This window comes from Mesorhizobium sp. 10J20-29, assembly GCF_054130485.1.
The window spans coordinates 2,689,377-2,706,253 of the sequence record NZ_CP199156.1 but is presented as its reverse complement, the minus strand read 5'-3'; the positions used below and the strand labels follow the sequence as shown (position 1 = coordinate 2,706,253).

General features: G+C 65.5%; 11 protein-coding genes and 1 tRNA gene. 7 read left to right on the top strand and 5 right to left on the bottom strand.

What is annotated here, in order from left to right:
• The first annotated feature begins 7 nt into the window (after positions 1–7).
• The 3 genes from ACT2BZ_RS12925 to ACT2BZ_RS12915 all read left to right on the top strand — a co-directional run bounded on the left by ACT2BZ_RS12925 (position 8) and on the right by ACT2BZ_RS12915 (position 2,642).
• Positions 8–1,126: a DmpA family aminopeptidase gene (locus ACT2BZ_RS12925; protein ID WP_457935554.1), complete on the top strand. Its 1,119-nt coding sequence runs from the start codon at positions 8–10 to the stop codon at positions 1,124–1,126.
• Between the two features lie 124 nt (positions 1,127–1,250).
• Positions 1,251–2,195 carry a carbohydrate kinase family protein gene (locus ACT2BZ_RS12920; RefSeq protein WP_457935553.1) on the top strand — a complete coding sequence of 315 codons (945 nt, stop codon included), beginning with the start codon at positions 1,251–1,253 and terminating at the stop codon, positions 2,193–2,195.
• 111 nt (positions 2,196–2,306) lie between these two features.
• Positions 2,307–2,642: a hypothetical protein gene (locus ACT2BZ_RS12915; protein WP_457935552.1), complete on the top strand. Its 336-nt coding sequence runs from the start codon at positions 2,307–2,309 to the stop codon at positions 2,640–2,642.
• 62 nt (positions 2,643–2,704) lie between these two features.
• Here the strand turns inward: ACT2BZ_RS12915 and ACT2BZ_RS12910 are convergent.
• Together ACT2BZ_RS12910 and ACT2BZ_RS12905 are read right to left on the bottom strand one after the other, a co-directional pair.
• A tRNA-His gene (locus tag ACT2BZ_RS12910) sits at positions 2,705–2,781 on the bottom strand.
• A 280-nt stretch (positions 2,782–3,061) separates the two neighbouring features.
• Positions 3,062–3,526 carry a phasin gene (locus tag ACT2BZ_RS12905; protein ID WP_457935551.1) on the bottom strand — a complete coding sequence of 155 codons (465 nt, stop codon included), beginning with the start codon at positions 3,524–3,526 and terminating at the stop codon, positions 3,062–3,064.
• 245 nt (positions 3,527–3,771) lie between these two features.
• On the opposite strand from ACT2BZ_RS12905, the gene ACT2BZ_RS12900 reads away from it, so the two are divergent.
• The 3 genes from ACT2BZ_RS12900 (at position 3,772) to ACT2BZ_RS12890 (ending at position 10,804) form a co-directional block, all read left to right on the top strand.
• Complete coding sequence (locus ACT2BZ_RS12900) at positions 3,772–7,755, top strand: PAS domain S-box protein (protein WP_457935550.1); 3,984 nt, start codon at positions 3,772–3,774, stop codon at positions 7,753–7,755.
• A gap of 205 nt (positions 7,756–7,960) precedes the next feature.
• On the top strand, positions 7,961–9,010 hold the full coding sequence (locus ACT2BZ_RS12895) for a Fe(3+) ABC transporter substrate-binding protein (protein WP_457935549.1): 1,050 nt from the start codon (positions 7,961–7,963) through the stop codon (positions 9,008–9,010).
• Positions 9,011–9,115: 105 nt separating this feature from the next.
• Positions 9,116–10,804 carry an ABC transporter permease gene (locus ACT2BZ_RS12890; protein WP_457941299.1) on the top strand — a complete coding sequence of 563 codons (1,689 nt, stop codon included), beginning with the start codon at positions 9,116–9,118 and terminating at the stop codon, positions 10,802–10,804.
• A gap of 255 nt (positions 10,805–11,059) precedes the next feature.
• On the opposite strand, the gene ACT2BZ_RS12885 is transcribed toward ACT2BZ_RS12890, so the two are convergent.
• Positions 11,060–13,018 carry an acetoacetate--CoA ligase gene (locus tag ACT2BZ_RS12885; protein ID WP_457935548.1) on the bottom strand — a complete coding sequence of 653 codons (1,959 nt, stop codon included), beginning with the start codon at positions 13,016–13,018 and terminating at the stop codon, positions 11,060–11,062.
• 223 nt (positions 13,019–13,241) lie between these two features.
• Between ACT2BZ_RS12885 and ACT2BZ_RS12880 the strand changes: the two genes are divergently transcribed.
• Positions 13,242–15,080 (top strand): AsmA family protein, encoded by a 1,839-nt coding sequence (locus ACT2BZ_RS12880; RefSeq protein WP_457935547.1) that lies wholly within the window; start codon positions 13,242–13,244, stop codon positions 15,078–15,080.
• A 6-nt stretch (positions 15,081–15,086) separates the two neighbouring features.
• On the opposite strand, the gene ACT2BZ_RS12875 is transcribed toward ACT2BZ_RS12880, so the two are convergent.
• Positions 15,087–15,905 (bottom strand): ABC transporter permease, encoded by an 819-nt coding sequence (locus tag ACT2BZ_RS12875; RefSeq protein ID WP_457935546.1) that lies wholly within the window; start codon positions 15,903–15,905, stop codon positions 15,087–15,089.
• Positions 15,902–16,876 carry an ABC transporter permease subunit gene (locus ACT2BZ_RS12870; protein ID WP_457935545.1) on the bottom strand — a complete coding sequence of 325 codons (975 nt, stop codon included), beginning with the start codon at positions 16,874–16,876 and terminating at the stop codon, positions 15,902–15,904. Before ACT2BZ_RS12870 ends, ACT2BZ_RS12875 begins: the two co-directional genes overlap by 4 nt.
• Between the last annotated feature and the right edge of the window lies 1 nt (position 16,877).

Sequence of the window (16,877 nt, the reverse complement as noted above, 5' to 3'; positions counted from 1 at the left end):
GGCCAATGTGAACAATCCCCATCTCCTTACCCCTTCCGGCAAGCCGCGTGCGCGCGGCTTGGGCATTTCTTTCGACGGCGAACCGGGGACGCACAACGCGATCACGGACGTGCCCGGCGTGTCACTCGGCTACACCACGCTGATCTCCGGTGAAGGCTCGCTAGATGTCGGCAAGGGACCGGTGCGGACCGGCGTGACGGCGATCCTGCCGCGGCCGCGCGAGCGGCTGGCCGAGCCGGTGTTTGCCGGCATGTTCAGCCAGAACGGCGACGGCGAACTGACCGGCTCGCACCTGATCGAGGAACTCGGGGCGTTCAATTTTCCCATTACCATCACCAACACGCACTCCTGTGGCGTGACACGCGATGGCACGCTGCGCTGGATGCAGAAGGCGCTGCCCGAAGCGCTCGACAGCGCCTGGGCGCTGCCGGTGGCGGGCGAGACCTATGACGGGTTTCTCAATGACATCAACGGCCACCATGTGACTTTCGAGCATGTCTATTCGGCGCTCGACCAGGCGTCCGGCGGACCGGTCGAGGAAGGCAGCGTCGGCGGCGGCACCGGCATGATCACCTTCGGCTTCAAGGCCGGTTCGGGTACGGCATCGCGGATGGTCGAGTGGAATGGCGGGCGCTACACGGTCGGCGTCTTCGTGCAGGCGAATTTCGGCACGCGGCACAATCTGACGGTGCGCAGTGTCCGCGTCGGGCCGGAACTCGCCGAACCAGCGATCCGCGAAGGCACACCACGCGCCGAAAAGAGCTCGATCATCGCCATCGTGGCGACCGACGCGCCCTTCATGCCGCACCAGATGGAGCGGCTTGCCAAGCGCGTGCCACTCGGCATCGCGCTGACCGGCGGCTATGGCTACACCACGTCGGGCGACATCTTTCTCGCCTTCTCCACGGCGAACGCGGAGGCCGCAACGGGAAAGTCGGGAACGCTGCTGCAGGCGGCCTATATTCCCGACATCGACATCAATCCCTTCTTCGACGCGGTGGTTCAGGCGACCGAGGAAGCGATCCTCAACAGCCTGACGGCCAACGAGGACATGACTGGGCGCGACGGCAACTTCGTCCCGGCGCTGCCAAAGGATCGGCTGATCGAAAAACTCGGGTCGGCTTGACGTCCCCCGCTCGTCGCCGCGATCATGGCGCCGAGGACAGGCAGGCCGTCGAAAGCCGCCGAAGGCACCGGGGGGAGCCGATGAAAAGCAGATACCACCGCCACCCGGCAGAGCGGGTGACGCCATGACATACGATGCATCGTTTATCGGGCTCTACATCCTCGACGTTCTCGGCCGGCCGGTCGAGCGAATCCCCGATCGCGGCAATGTCGACTTCATCGACGAGATCCGCCTCACCGTCGCGGGCACCGCCGGCGGCACCGTCATCGACGCGGCGAAGCTCGGGCTGAAGGCGCTGGCAGTCGGTGCTGTCGGCGACGACGAGAAGGCCGACTGGGTGTTGATGACGCTTGGCAAGTTCGGCGTCGACACCTCGGCCATGCAGCGCATCGCCGGCGTGCCGACCTCGGCGTCGATCCTCAACGTGCGCCCGAATGGCGACCGCCCGGCGCTGCATGTGCGCGGCGCTTCAGACCATTTCGATGTCCTGCCCACCGACTACGACCGCGTGCTCGATGCGCCGATCGTGCATCTCGGCGGCACGGGCCTGCTGAGCAGGCTCGACGGACAGCGCAGCACCGACCTCTTGGCCGAAGCCAAGCGGCGCGGTCGGACCACCACGCTCGACCTCCTGGCCGGCAACGCCTCGACGGCGCATCTGGTGCTGCCCCTGCTGCCGCATGTCGACTATTTCATGCCCTCGATCGAGGAAGCGCAGGACATGTCGGGTCTCGAGGGACCGGAAGCCTGCGCTGAATTCTATCTCGGCGGGGGAGCGACGGCCTGCATCTTCACGCTCGGCAGCGAGGGCGCCTATTATGCCGACCGTGAGGGAACTCGGCTGAAATCGCCGGCCTATTCAATAGACGTCGTGGACACGACCGGCTGCGGCGATGCCTTCGATGCGGGCTTCATTGCCGCGCTGCATCACCAGATGGATCTCCAGACGGCACTGCGTTTCGCCCAGGCAAGCGCGGCCTTGGTCGCCACTGGACTCGGGTCGGATGCCGGTATCCACTCTTTCGAGCATACCATGGAGACGATGCGGAGCCTGCCGATCAGGGGCTAGGCGCGCCCACGCCCGCGCCCGACCGGGAGGTGGCGTCCTCCGCCAACGGAACCAATCGGCCTGCAGCCTGTTCTTGCTGACAACCCTGACAATGAAAAGGGTGGTGTCATCATGGATAGTAACCAACGCCTGGATCACATCTATAACCGCGCTCACGCGCTTGCCGTCACCGGGCATGGCCCGCTCGACGTGGTCTCAAAACTGGTCAAGGAAGGCTACCCGGAGGCTGCTTCGGTGCTCGACAGCGAGCTGATCCGCGCCGACCTCAGCCGGTTGGCCGAAACGTCCGCCTCTTCCGACATCATTGCCATGCTGTGGAGTTTCGACGCGATGGCACTGGCCGAAACGGCAAAGCTGCAGCCGACACGAGACCCGGTCGGCGGTTTGCCCGGACGCTCGCGGACACATCGGCGTCAACAGGGCACCAGGCGACAGGCGACGGGGTAGCCGAGGAACATCTCGCAGTCCCGCACGCGGGCAAGCTATCGGACGATTTCGGGGTTTTGGAATGGTACGGTTGGGTGGGCTCGAACCACCGACCTCCGGATCCACAATCCGGCGCTCTAACCAACTGAGCTACAACCGCACGCCCTGCCTTTGGCGTAGCGGTGCATACGGGCTATCGAAACTTAATTCAAGCCGGTTCTGCGCGCAAAAACGACGCGGAAGGCCTTGTGCCTCCATGCCCTTGGCATGCCGGACGGCGGCCAGGCCGCCCACAGACATGCAGGCAAAGAAAAAGGCCGGCGGGAGGAGGTGCCGGCCTTTTCCTTTTACGAGCCGGCGGGAGGAGGTGCCGGCTGGTCACCCCGGAAGGAAGCGGGAGGAGGTGCCGCCTTCCAGGTATCTGCTGTCGCCTTAACTGATCAGGCGACCTTAAGTTCCTTCATCGCCTTCTCGAAGGCGGTCTTGGCGGGCTTGGAGATTTCCTCGGCAGCCTTGGTGGCGGTCGCCTGGAATTCCTTGGCCTGCTCGACGCCGCTCTCTACCTGCTTGCGCAGGAACGAGGTCTGCAGCTCGAAGACCTCCGAAAGGGTCTTGGCGCCGACGAGGGCCTCGAGGTGGTTGAAGCCGGCATCGGCATTGGCGCGCAGTGCCGAAATGGTCTTCATCGACATCTCGTTCGACACGGACTTGGCGGTCTCGAGGGTCGATTCAACCGTCTTCTGGGTCTCTTCGGCGCCGGACTTCATCTTGGCGTAGGCTTCCTTCGACTGCTCGACGCCCTTTTCTGCAAAAGCGCGGATCTGGTCGGTAGCCTTGGATGCGTCGAAGGTCGGGAACTCGACGTTTTCCATGAATTCGTTGGTCTTCTCTGCTGTCTTGGCCATTTTCCTGTCCTTTGTTAGAAGCGGCTTGCTGGAAAGCCGTCTGATTGGTGATGCAGCCTATATAGACCATGTCATGGTGCATTGCAACATTTTTGTTGCGCTGCACCATAAATTCCTGACGGCGGTTAACCAAGCCGCCAAATAGCCCGCTTTGCGCCCTCTGCTTTATGGACGCTGGAGGCGACCCGCATTACTAATAAACGGTTAATGGCCGCGTACCGTCAGAGAGGGGTCCTGTTCCGCGTATGCCTTCTGCTTCCTATTCCTTCCTCGATGTCGCTGCCCTTGACGGCGTGCGCGAACGTTTCGCTTCTGGCGACGCGCTGGCCATCCTGTCGAGCGACCTCGACGAGGTGATCTGGGCGAACGGTCCGGGCGCAGCCCTGCTCGGCTATGCCGACATCGAGGATGGCATCGGGGCCGCATCGCGGCTCGGCATGGCGACGCGCCGGCAGATCGCCGCGACGCGCGGCTTCCCGAACATCGGGCGCGACCGGCCGGTGCAACTGCGCATGACGACGGGCATGACGAGCCGCATGGTCTCATTCCTCGCCAGCTCGCTGGTGCTGCCCGACGGCGAGGCGGCGATCCTGCTTGCCGCACCGGCGCCGACCGGCGGCGCGCGCAGCGAGCGCGACATTGCCGAACGGGCGATCGGCGGTTTTGCCGAAGTCGGCCATTTTGCCGCCTTCCTGGACGCCGACGGCAATGTCGAGGCCGCCTCGGCCGGCTTCGACGCGCTTGGCCTAGGGCACGACACGCTGGCGGACCTCGTGCGGCAGGCAGCCAAAGAGGCCGATCGCATCGTCAAGCAGATGATTCCCGGCGCCAGCGGCTCCCTGCCGGCCGGCCTCGCGCGGCTGACCGAAAGGCGCAACCTGCTCGTCGTCATCGACGAGGGCGGCTCCGGGCCCGACACGAGCGAGCCCGCCCTGGCGCCTCACGCCGAAACTCCCGCTCCGTCAACGACCGAACCGACTGCCGGTGAGGCCCCGGCCGAAGCCAAGCTATCAGGCAGCGAGACGCCTTCGCATGACAGCTGGTACTTCAGCGAGGCCGGCAAGCGGCAGCCGCCGGGCGCCGAAAGGCCTGACAGTGCGGGCATGCCCACTGAAGAGCCGACCGAAGTCGCCCCGGCGGACGAAGCCGGCACGCCAACGGCCGACCCTGCCTCCTCGGATCTGCCCTTGGACTCAGAGCCCGCCAACACAGTCGAGCCAGAAAGCGATATCGCGACGGTGCCGCCGTCCCCTTCCACTGCTCGTCCATCATCTGCCACCGGGCCGGTTCGCTTCGTCTGGCGCACTGATGCCGAGGGCAAGTTCAGCCAGATCTCGCCGGAATTCGCGGACGCGGTAGGCGAGGAAGCCGCCGATATCGTCGGCCGGAGCTTCGACGAGGTAGCCAGGGCCCTGGGTCTCGATCCCAAGGGCGACATTGCCGGCCTGCTGGCGCGGCGCGATACCTGGTCGGGCCGCAGCGTGATGTGGCCGGTTTCCGGCACCGACCTGCAGGTACCCGTCGATCTCGCCGCCCTGCCGGTCTACGACCGCAACCGTGCCTTCGAGGGCTTTCGCGGCTTCGGCGTCGCGCGCACCGGCGATGCCACGGTCGATCCGCGGGCGACCGGCCTGGCGCTGACGATGACACACGCCGAGGACGTCGCCGCCGCCTCGGGCGCTGGGCAGGAAGAGATCGAGACGGAGCCGCAGGAGGACGTCGCGGCGAGCGACCCTGCCTCCGACAAGCCATCCGAACCGCCGGCAGACCCTTTCCGCGGTGAGGTTCCGGCGCTCAGCATCGTGCCTGCGCAAGACCGACGCTTCACCGACAAGGTGATCCGGCTGGCCGAGCGCCGCCCGACTGCCGACAACGACAAGGGCCTTTCTTCCGGCGAGCGCCTCGCCTTCCAGCAGATCGGCGAGCGGCTGAAGAAAGACGGCGCGTCGACGCGTGGATCGCCGCCGGCAACGGAAGACTCTCCCGCCGAAACCGACGAGACGACGCAGGCCGTTCAGGCGCCCGGCGCACCGTTCGAGGCCGAGACGCCCGACGCTCCCGAGGTGCCGGATATCGCAGCGGTAGACCCCGATGCGGAGCCGACGGGTGACACGGAGGCCGAGACAAACGATCTGCGCCGCATCGACGGCGCGGACGAGGCTGTGCCTTCCGCCGACGATGAGGGGGAGCTGGCTTCGGCCGGCGCGCCGGCTGCCGGAGAGGATGCGACCGATTCCGCGCCGGCACGGAAAACAACACCCGAGGAGCCGGCAGCCGAGAAGCCCGGCAGGCCCGGAATGTCGCTGCTCGACTTCGCGCAGTGGGACGCCCAGCAGGCACCCTACACTGAGGCATCCGGGCCATCCGCCGAGGCTGCCGACGAGCCGTCGACCGAAATCCAGGCAGAGCAGTCCTCGGAGACGAAGGACGAGGCGCCGCGCGCCGAGAAAGACGACGAACCGGCGTCGAGGCGGGCGCCCGGCTGGCGCAAGTTCACGCTGGTCGAGATGGAAGAAGCCGCGGGCCTCGATGTTTCGACGCCCGAGCCGGCGCGGACGGAAGGGCCCGCCGCCGACGCCGAGCAGCCTTCCGCCAAGGAGGATCCGTCCGGGCCAGCCAGCGAGGCCGCGCCGGACGCTGTCGCCGGCGGCGAAACTCCGCAGGGCCCAAGCGACGGCAGCGAGGCATTACCGGGAGAACCCGCCGACAGGCGTGGCAAGGCAGCCGCCGCCGCGCTGGCCGACGTCGCGCCGAAATCCGCAGCCGGCCTGTCGATCCTCGAAAAGCTGCCGGTGCCCGTGCTGGTTCACTCCGGAGACACGCTGCATTACGCCAATGACGAGTTCGCTGTGCTGACCGGCTACGGGTCGGTGGAGGAACTCGCGGAGGCCGGCGGCATCGGCGTGCTTTTCGCCGACAGCTATGAAGACGAGGACGCGCCCGAAAAGGTCGACCGGCAGTTGCGCCTGAAGACGCGCGACGGCGAGGAAATCCCGGTCGAGGCCTTCCTGCAGTCGGTGCCGTGGAACCGCGGCAAGGCGCTCCTGCTGGTGCTTTCGCGCAGCAAGGAAGGCGGCTTCGCCGCCGGCCAGTCGCCGCTGATCGCCGAACTCGAGGCGCGCGTCGCCGAGATGCGCACCATCATCGATACGGCGACCGACGGCGTCGTGCTGATCTCGCCGGACGGCACGATCCGCTCGATCAGCCGCCCCGCCGAGGCGCTGTTCGGCTTCGAGAGCGACGAGGTCGTGGGCAAGCATTTCGCCTCGCTGTTTGCCATCGAAAGCCAGCGCGCCGCGCGGGACTATCTTGCCGGCCTTTCCGAGAACGGTGTGGCGAGCGTGCTCAACGACGGGCGCGAGGTGATCGGGCGCGAGGCGGAAGGCCGCTTCATCCCCTTGTTCATGACCATCGGCAAGCTGCCGGGCGAAAGTGGCTATTGCGCCGTGGTGCGCGACATCACGCAGTGGAAGCGGGCCGAGGAAGACCTTACCCAGGCGCGCGCGCTTGCCGAAAGGGCATCCTCGCAGAAGACCGACTTCCTCGCCCGCGTCAGCCATGAGATCCGCACGCCGCTCAACGCCATCATCGGTTTTTCCGAGCTGATGATGGACGAGAAGTTCGGTCCGGTCGCCAACGACCGCTACCGCGACTACCTGCGCGACATCAACCGTTCGGGCAACCACGTGCTCGACCTCGTCAACGACCTGCTCGACATTTCCAAGATCGAGGCCGGCCAGCAGGAAATGGCTTACGAGGCGGTATCGCTCAACGACACGCTGTCGGAGACCGTGGCGATGATGCAGCCGCAGGCCAATCGCGAGCGCGTCATCATCCGCTCGAGCTTTGCCTCCAGCCTGCCCGACGTGGTGGCCGACTTGCGCAGCGTGCGCCAGATCGCGCTCAACATCCTGTCCAACGCTGTCCGCTACACGCAGGCCGGCGGCCAGGTGATCGTCTCGACCGCCTATGAGGCGGCGGGCGAAGTCGTCATGCGGGTGCGCGACACCGGCATCGGAATGTCGTCGTCGGAGATCGAGCAGGCGCTGAAGCCGTTCAAGCAGATCAATTCGCTGAAGCGGGCGCGCGGCGACGGCACCGGTCTCGGCCTGCCGCTGACCAAGGCGATGGTCGAGGCCAATCGGGCGAAGTTCACCATCAACTCGACGCCCGGCGAAGGCACGCTGGTCGAAATCAGCTTTCCGCCAACGCGGGTTCTAGCCGACTGAGACGTACAGCGCGTCGCCGCCATCCGAGAGCGCCCGAGTCGCCGGAAAGCGCGGACAGCTACCTTAGAATAATTCTAAGCTGTTGAAATCGTATCGAGTTTATCTTGACTAATCTTGTCCATTTATCCATAGAGGCTCCGTCCTGAAAGGGGCGAACCGCCATCCGAGCCCAGGGCCTTGAACCCGGGTGTCCAGGAGATATGCCATGAAGCTTCCGACGTTCCCGCTGAAAGCCGCCTGCCTCGCAGCGCTTGCCGCAACCGCCATGCTCCCCGTCCAGGCCATGGCCGACGGCGTGGTGAACATCTACACCTATCGCCAGCCGGAGTTGATCCAGCCCGTGCTCGACGCCTTCACCGCCGAGACCGGCATCGACACGCAGGTACTGTTCCTCGACAAGGGCCTTGAGGAGCGCATCGCCGCCGAAGGCCAGAATTCGCCGGCCGACCTGATCATGACGGTCGACATTGCCCGCCTCACCGCCGCCAAGGAAAAGGGCATCACCCAGGCGCTCGACGACGCCATCGTCAACGGCAACCTGCCGGCCGAGTACCGCGATCCGGAGGGCCACTGGTTCGGCCTGACCAAGCGCGGCCGCGTCGTCTACGCCTCGAAGGACCGCGTGACGGACACCGCCCTCAGTTACGCCGATCTGGCCGACCCGAAGTGGAAGGGCCGAATCTGCGTCCGCTCCGGCCAGCACGATTACAATCTCGCGCTGTTTTCGGCGATGATCGAACATTGGGGTACCGAAAAGGCCGAGGAGTGGATGACCGGCTTCAAGGCCAACCTCGCGCGCAAGCCGGACGGCAACGATCGCGGCCAGGCCAGCGCGATCTACGCCGGCGAATGCGACATCGCGCTCGGCAACACCTACTATGTCGGCCTGATGCGGACCAACGAGAAGGAGGCCGCCGAGAAGGACTGGGGTAACGCGATCAACGTGATCTTCCCGACCTTCGAAAACGGCGGCACGCACGTCAACATTTCGGGCGCGGCACTGGCCAAGCATTCGCCAAACCGCGACAACGCCGTGAAGCTCTTGGAATTTCTGTCCAGCCACGAGGCGCAGCAGATCTACGCCGAGAAGAACTTCGAGTATCCGGTCGAGCCCGGCCTGGAGCCGTCGGAAATCGTCAAGTCCTTCGGCAAGCTGAACGCCGACACGCTGCCGCTCGCCGACATCGCCAAGCATCGCAAGGCGGCTTCCGAGATGGTCGACAGGGTTGGCCTCAATGACGGCCCGAGCAGCTAGCAGAGCGCTTCACGGGCATTAATCCAGCCGGGCCGGCAACGGCCCGGCCTTTCCATTTCAGGGGTGGCGTATCCATTGGCGGGACTTCTGGGCACAAGCGAGATCTTGCCGCAAGGCACGCCGCCCGTCGTTGCGTCGGGCGCGGTGAAGCGCCCCAGCCATCCCTGGCTGCGCGCCCTTGCGCTCGGCGTCTGCGCAGTCGTTCTGCTGCCGATCGTGTCGCTTGCCTATGTGGCCTTGTCGGGCAGCGGCGAGGACTGGCCGCATCTCTTCCGCAACGTGCTGCCGGGCGCCAGCGCGACGACGCTCTGCCTGCTCGCAATGGTCGCAGCCGCGACCGCCGTGACCGGCGTTGCGACTGCCTGGATGGTGGTTGCCTATGAATTCCCGCTGCGCCGGACGCTGGCCTGGGCGCTGGTGCTGCCGCTCGCCGTGCCGTCCTACCTGGCTGCCTATGCCTTCGGGGAATTCTTCCACTTCACAGGCCCCGTGCAGGGGGCTCTGCGCGCCGTCTTCGGCTTCGAGAGTTTTCGCGACTACTGGTTTCCCGATATCCGCACGACGCCCGGCTGTGCCTTCGTGCTGTCCTCGGTGCTCTATCCCTATGTCTACCTGACAACGCGCATCGTCTTCCTGATGCAGGGCCGCAACATTGCCGACGTGGCGCGAACGCTCGGCGCACGGCCGGCCAAAGTGTTCTGGCGCGTTCTCCTGCCGGTTGCACGGCCGGCCATCCTTGCAGGCGTCGCCCTGGTGATGATGGAGACGATCAACGACATCGGTGCGGCCGAGTATCTCGGCGTCCATACGCTGACCTTCGCGGTCTACACGACATGGCTGAACCGCGGCAGTCTCGAGGGCGGCGCGCAGATCGCGCTTCTGATGCTGGTGCTGGTGTTCCTCATCCTTTTTGCCGAACAGTGGGGCCGTCGCCGCCAGCGCTTCCACACCGGGCGCGCCACCCACATGAAGGTATATCCGCCGCGTGTGCGCCTCGGCAGGACGGCCGGCCTTTTGGCGGCCCTCGGTGTCTCGCTTCCGGTCCTGTGCGGCTTCGGCATCCCGATCTCGGTGTTCGGCCAGTATGCCTGGCGCCGGATGGACCAGTTCTGGTCGCCGGGCCTTGCCGACGCCTTCTTCAACAGCCTGATGACGGCGACCTTCACGGCTGCGCTGACCGTCGTGCTGGCTCTGTTCCTGCTCAACGCCGTGCGGCTGACCCGATCGCAGGGCGTGACGGCGACCGTTCGCCTGGCCTCGGTCGGCTATGCCCTGCCCGGCGGCATTCTCGGGCTCGGCCTGCTCTTTGCCCTGGCGCGCTTCGACAACACGCTGGACAGCTTCGCTCGCGACTATTTCGGCTTCTCGACCGGACTGCTGCTCACCGGGTCGGCGGCCGCCGTGGTCATGGCCTGCAGCATCCGCTTCCTGGCGCTTGCCGAGGGCGCCATCCGCTCCGGCCTGGAGAAACTGCCCGGTCATCTCGACGAAGCTGCGCGGAGCCTCGGCAAGACCCCGGCCGAGAGCGCCCGGGTCGTCCTGCTGCCGCTTCTGAAGCCAGCGATCTTCACCGCCTCGGTGCTGGTCTTCGTCGACACGATCAAGGAACTGTCGGCAACGATCCTGCTGCGGCCCTTCAGCTTCACGACGCTTGCCACCTACGTCTACGAGAATGCCTCGCGCGGGGTTCCGCAGGATGGCGCGGCTGCGGCGATCGTCATCATTCTGACAGCGCTCATTCCGGTCCTGCTGCTGTCAGGGGCGCTGGCGCGCGACCGCGAGGCCAGCCTCTAGCACACAAAAAAATGGGCGCTCCGTGAGGAGCGCCCTGAAGAAAAGTGATGCTGCGATAACGGGGCTTGAGCGAACTGTTCTCCTCGGGGGCTGAGGAGGGGGATTTCTCCCTCAAGTTGGGATCGACTATCGCGCCAGAGAGCTTAACAGGTCCTTACCAGACTCGTTGAATCTTTACGAAAGTGTACCACTCATGAAATCTAGGTAAATTTAGCAAACATCTTTCGTTAACCATGCGAAGCCGGTGTATAGACCTCACGACTTCAGCTGCTCGAGGTCACGAAACAGTTCCAGGGCCTCAGGATTGGCCAACGCCTCGCGGTTCTTCACCTCGCGCCCGTGGACGATGTCGCGCACTGCAAGCTCGGTGATCTTGCCCGACTTGGTGCGGGGAATGTCGGCCACCGCGACGATCCTTGCCGGCACGTGGCGGGGGCTGGCGCCGCTGCGGATTCTGGCGCGGATACGCGTTTCCAGTTCGGGGTCGAGCGCGACGCCGCCGGCCAGCCGAACGAACAGCACGACGCGCACATCGCCGTCGAAATCCTGGCCGATGCACAGCGCCTCGGCGATCTCCGGCAGCTGCTCGACCTGATTGTAGATCTCGGCGGTGCCGATCCTGACGCCGCCCGGGTTGAGCGTCGCGTCGGAACGGCCGTGAATAACCAGCCCGCCATGTTCGGTCCACTCGGCGAAATCGCCATGGCACCAGACATTGTCGAAGCGCTCGAAATAGGCGGCGCGGTATTTCGCGCCGTCGGGGTCGTTCCAGAAACCGATCGGCATGGCCGGAAACGCCCTGGTGCAGACCAGTTCGCCCTTGCCGCTTTCCATATGCCGGCCGTCGTCGTCCCAGACGTCGACCGCCATGCCGAGGCCGGGACCCTGGATCTCGCCCGACCAGACGGGCTCGGTCGGCACGCCGAGCACGAAGCAGGAGACGATGTCTGTGCCGCCCGAGATCGAGGCCAGATGCACGTCCTGCCTGATGCCCTCGTAGACGAAGACGAAATCCTCCGGCGACAGCGGCGATCCGGTCGAGGAGACGGTGCGGACCGTTGCCAGGCTGTGCGTGTCGATCGGCCTCAGTCCGGCCTTGCGCACGGAATCGATGAATTTGGCCGAGGTTCCGAAATAGGTCATGCGCTCCGCGTCGGCGAAATCGAACAGCACGTTGCCGCTCGGGTGGAAGGGCGAACCGTCGTAGAGCAGCAACGTGACGCCCGAGGCAAGGCCCGAGACCAGCCAGTTCCACATCATCCAGCCGCAGGTGGTGAAGTAGAACAGCCGGTCGCCCTCGATGAGCCCGGCATGGAGGCGGTGTTCCTTGAGGTGCTGCAGCAGGGTGCCGCCGGCCGAGTGGACGATGCATTTGGGAATGCCCGTCGTGCCCGAAGAAAACAGGATGTAGAGCGGATGCGCGAAGGGCAAGGGAACGAAGGTCAGCGGCTTCGCCTCGAAAGGCGCCAGCGCCTGGTCGAAGGTTTCTGCGCCGTCCATCGCGGTCACGGCCTGGGCGGCGGTGCCGAGATAGTCGACGATGATGGTCTTGCGCAGCGTCGGCAGCTTCGCCATCACCGCCTGGACCTTGGACGTCACGTCGTTCTGCTTGCCGTTGTACCAGTAACCGTCCGGCGCGATAAAGACGACCGGCTCGATCTGGCCGAAGCGGTCGAGCACACCCTGTTCGCCGAAGTCGGGAGAGCAGGATGACCAGACCGCACCGATGGACGCTGTGGCCAGCATGGCGGCTATCGTCTCGGGCATGTTGGGCATCATCGCCGCGATGCGATCGCCCTCCTTGACGCCAAGCGACAGGAACAGCTGCTGCAGGCGTGACACCTGGTTGCGCAGTTCGTCCCAGGACATGCGGCGCTTTACCTTGTCCTCGCCCCAGAAGACCAGGGCATCGCCCTGCCCCGCCTCGCGCAACAGGTTCTCGGCGAAATTCAGCCGCGCATCGGGAAAGAACCGTGCACCGGGCATGCGGTCTCCGTCGGCGAGCAGCCGGCCGCCCTTTTCGCCGATCACACCGCAGAAGTCCCACAGCAGGTCCCAGAAATTCTCGCGGTCTTCGACCGACCAGCGGTGCAGTTGCGCATAGGACGCAAAGGGCCTGCCCGCGCGCTCCGAAGCCAATGCCATGAACGCCGTCAGCGGCGCCGAGGCTATCCGTTCGGCCGAGGGGGTCCAGAGCGGCGCGTTTTCAACCATTATTTGTTCTCCAATGCGCATCCTTTTTGCATATGGCGGCGCACCGGAACAAGATGCTGTATGGATTCGCCGCAGGGCTCTCGGCGAGTCGCGCAATGCCATCGCCCGGACACAAAGGCCTGAGATGCCTCGAGCCGGCGATGGACCGATTTAGTCAACGATCCGATGGGCGCGAGCGGTTGCAAGCAAGCACACAACGATCCGGCCGGGGCTGACGAACGACATGCCCTCACCCCTCCTGCGACGCAGCATCCGGGCGCTTGGCCTCGCCGTGCTCCTTGTCGTCGCGGCGGCGGTCGCCCTGCCCTATTTCGCGTCGACCCGCATCGTGCGCGACCGCATCGCCGAGGAGATCGGTGACTGGAGCGGCCTCGTCGTTTCGATCGGGGGCAATCCGCAGATCACCGTTTGGCCGCGCTTCCAGGCGGTGCTGACCGACGTCTCGATGACGCGGCCCGACGAGCCCGGCGAGCCGGTGCTGGCGACGGAGCGGATGGAGATAAGCCTGTCGGCGTTCGCCGCACTTGCCGGCAATGTCGAGTTTTCGACCGCACGCCTGGTGCGCCCGACGCTTCGCGTTGCGCTTGCCCCCAACGGCCTGCCGGTTGCCGCCCTGCCGCGCAGCGGCCGCATAGGCCAGTCGCTGGCGATTGCCCGCGGCATCGTCGCCGAGGACCGCCTGGCGCCCAATACCGCGCGGCTGCCGGATGACCGCTTCGGCACCGTGGCCTTCACGGACGGCCGCATCGTCTCCGGCACGGGAAGCGCCGTGACCGAACTCGTCTCCGGCCTCGCCGGCAACCTGCAATGGGAGCGGCTGAACGGGCAGGCAAAACTTGCCGCCACGGGCGTCTGGCGTGGCGAGGAGTTTTCGGTCGACGCCGCCGCGGCAGGCCCTCTGCTGATGCTCGGGGGTGGCGAAAGCCCGCTCACCATTGCCTTCAAGTCGGCGCCTACAACATTGTCCTTCGAGGGCAAGGCGAGCCTGTCGGAGAACGCCTATTTCGACGGGCGCGCCAGCTTCACCACCCCATCGATGCTGAGGATGATCGAGTGGACGAATGCCGACATCCTGCACGGCACCGAGATCGGCGCCGTCAGCATCAGGAGCAATGTCAGCGGCGACGCCCAGCGCATCCGCTTCGAGGAAGCGGTTATCGCGCTTGACGGCAATCCGGGCACGGGCACCCTGGACCTGCTTCTCACCGGCGACCTGCCGGTGGTGGCCGGCACGCTCGCCTTCGACGCCATCGACCTGAAATCCTTCCTGTCTGCCTTCACGCCGCTGGAACACGCGGCCGGCAGCGGCCCGGGCGACGTCGACAGGGATTTCGCCAGCCGCCTCAACCTAGACCTCCGCCTGTCGGCGCGGCAGGCAACGGCGGGGTCGCTGACGCTGGCCGACGTCGCCGCGACGGCGCGGGTCAATGACGGTTTCGCCGCCTTCGACATCTCGGACGCCAGCGCCTTCGGCGGCAATGTCCAGACCGGGCTGCGCTTCGACCGCAAGCCGGAGGGCACCCAGATCGAGCTTCGTCTCCTGGCTTCGGAGATCGACGGGGGCGCCTTCGGCGCAGCGGCCGGCATAACCCGTCTGGTGCCGGTCGGGCGCGGTACCGTCTCTGTCATCCTCAAGGGTCAGGGCACGACCTGGGAGGAAATCATGGAGCATGCCAACGGCTCGGTCGCGGCGAGCTTCGGCGCCGGCGCGCTGGCAGGCCTCGACATTGAACGTTTCGTCACGCAGCTCGGCGAAGGCCAGAGTTTTCCGCTCGACGAGGTTTCGAAGGGCAGCTTCCCGATCGAGGCGATGGAGGTGAAGGCGAGCGTCGCTGACGGGGTGGCAAGCATCGAGACGGCCAAGGCGAGGTCCGCAGCGCGCCAGGTCACGCTCTCGGGCAAGGTGCCCTACAGGGGCGGCAGCCTGGCGCTCTCCGGCTCGGTCGGCCCGGCCGCCGGGCCGGCCGGGGAAGACGCGGCCAAGCCACTGCCCTTCCACGTCGGCGGCGCCTGGAACAATCCCTTCATAGCACCGACTGCCGAGGCGCTGTCGGCCGAGTAGTCGCGATCAGGCGCGCTGCGCCGCCTGTTCGTCGCGCTGCCGCTGGATTTCGCGCCGCTTGTTGATCAGCGACGCGGCGATTACCCCGACAGCAACAACCCCGATCATGAGCGTACAGGCGGCATTGATCTCCGGCGTCACGCCGAGCCGCACCTGGCTGTAGATCTTCATCGGCAGTGTGGTGGCGCCGGGTCCCGAGGCGAAGCTGGCAATGACCAGATCGTCGAGCGACAGCGTGAAGGCGAGCATCCAGCCCGACACGATGGCCGGCGCGATGACCGGCAGAGTGATCTGGAAGAAGGTCCTGACCGGCGGCGCGCCGAGGTCCATCGCCGCCTCCTCGAGCGAACGGTCGAAACTGACCAGCCGCGACTGCACGACCACCGCCACGAAGCACATCGAGAAGGTGATGTGGGCAAGCGTCACGGTAAGAAAACCGCGGTCGAGCCCGATGGCAACGAACAACAGCAGCAGCGACAGGCCAGTGACGACTTCCGGCATGACGAGTGGCGCAAAGACCATGCCGGAAAACAGGATGCGCCCGCGGAAGCGCGTGTAGCGAGTCAGTGTAAGCGCCGCCATTGTGCCCAGCACCGTGGCGACCGTGGCAGAGATGACGCCGACACGGGCCGTGACCCAGGCAGCGTCCATCAGTCCCTGATTGTTGAACAGCGAGCCGTACCACTTGGTCGAGAAGCCGCCCCATACTGTCACCAGCTTGGACTCGTTGAACGAGAAGATGATGAGCAGCACGATCGGCAGGTAGAGAAAGGCAAAACCCAGCACGATCGAACTGATGTTGAAGCGGCTCCATCCACTGTTCATCGCGACTGCTCCTGGGCGCGTGCCTGTGCCGCCTGGAAGATCATGATCGGCACGATCAGCAGCAGCAGCAGGATCACAGCCACAGCGGACGAAACCGGCCAGTCACGGTTGTTGAAGAACTCGTTCCACAGCGTCTTGCCGATCATCAGCGTCTGCGAGCCACCGAGCAGGTCGGGGATCACGAACTCGCCGACGGCTGGGATGAAGACCAGCATGCAGCCGGCGATGACGCCGGGCAGCGACAGCGGGAAGGTGATTTTCCAGAAGGCGCTGATCGGGGGGCAGCCGAGATCCTGCGCCGCCTCGATCAGCGAATAGTCCATCTTTTCCAGCGCTGCGTAGAGCGGCAGGATCATGAAGGGCAGGTAAGAGTAGACGATGCCGATGTAGATCGCCGTGTTGGTGTTCATGATGAGCAGCGGATCGTCGATGATGCCGATTGCCTGCAGGAACTGGTTGAGCAGGCCCTCCGGCTTGAGGATGCCGATCCAGGCATAGACGCGGATCAGGAACGAGGTCCAGAAGGGCAGGATGACCAGCATCAGGAGCGTCGGGCGCAGGTTCGCTGGCGCGCGCGCCATGCCGTAGGCGATGGGATAGCCGACCAGCAGGGTGAGCAGGGTCGAAATCCCGGCGATGACGATGCTCGAGACATAGGCGTTGAAATAGAGCGCATCCTCGGTCAGCCATAGATAGTTGTCGATGCTCATCTGGCCGAGCTGCGAGAAGAACCCGCTGATCCCGTCCTCCAGGCTGAACGCCGGTACATAGGGCGGCATGGCGATCGCAGTCTGCGACAGCGAAATCTTGAAGACGATGATGAAGGGAACGAGGAAGAAGACCAGCAGCCACAGGTATGGAACGATGATGACCAGACGGCTGACCAGGCCGGACAGAAAACGCGAGGCGAGCGGCCGGGCGGCCGCGGCGTCGATGTTCATGGTGTCGGCGGATGCGGCAAGGTTCGACATG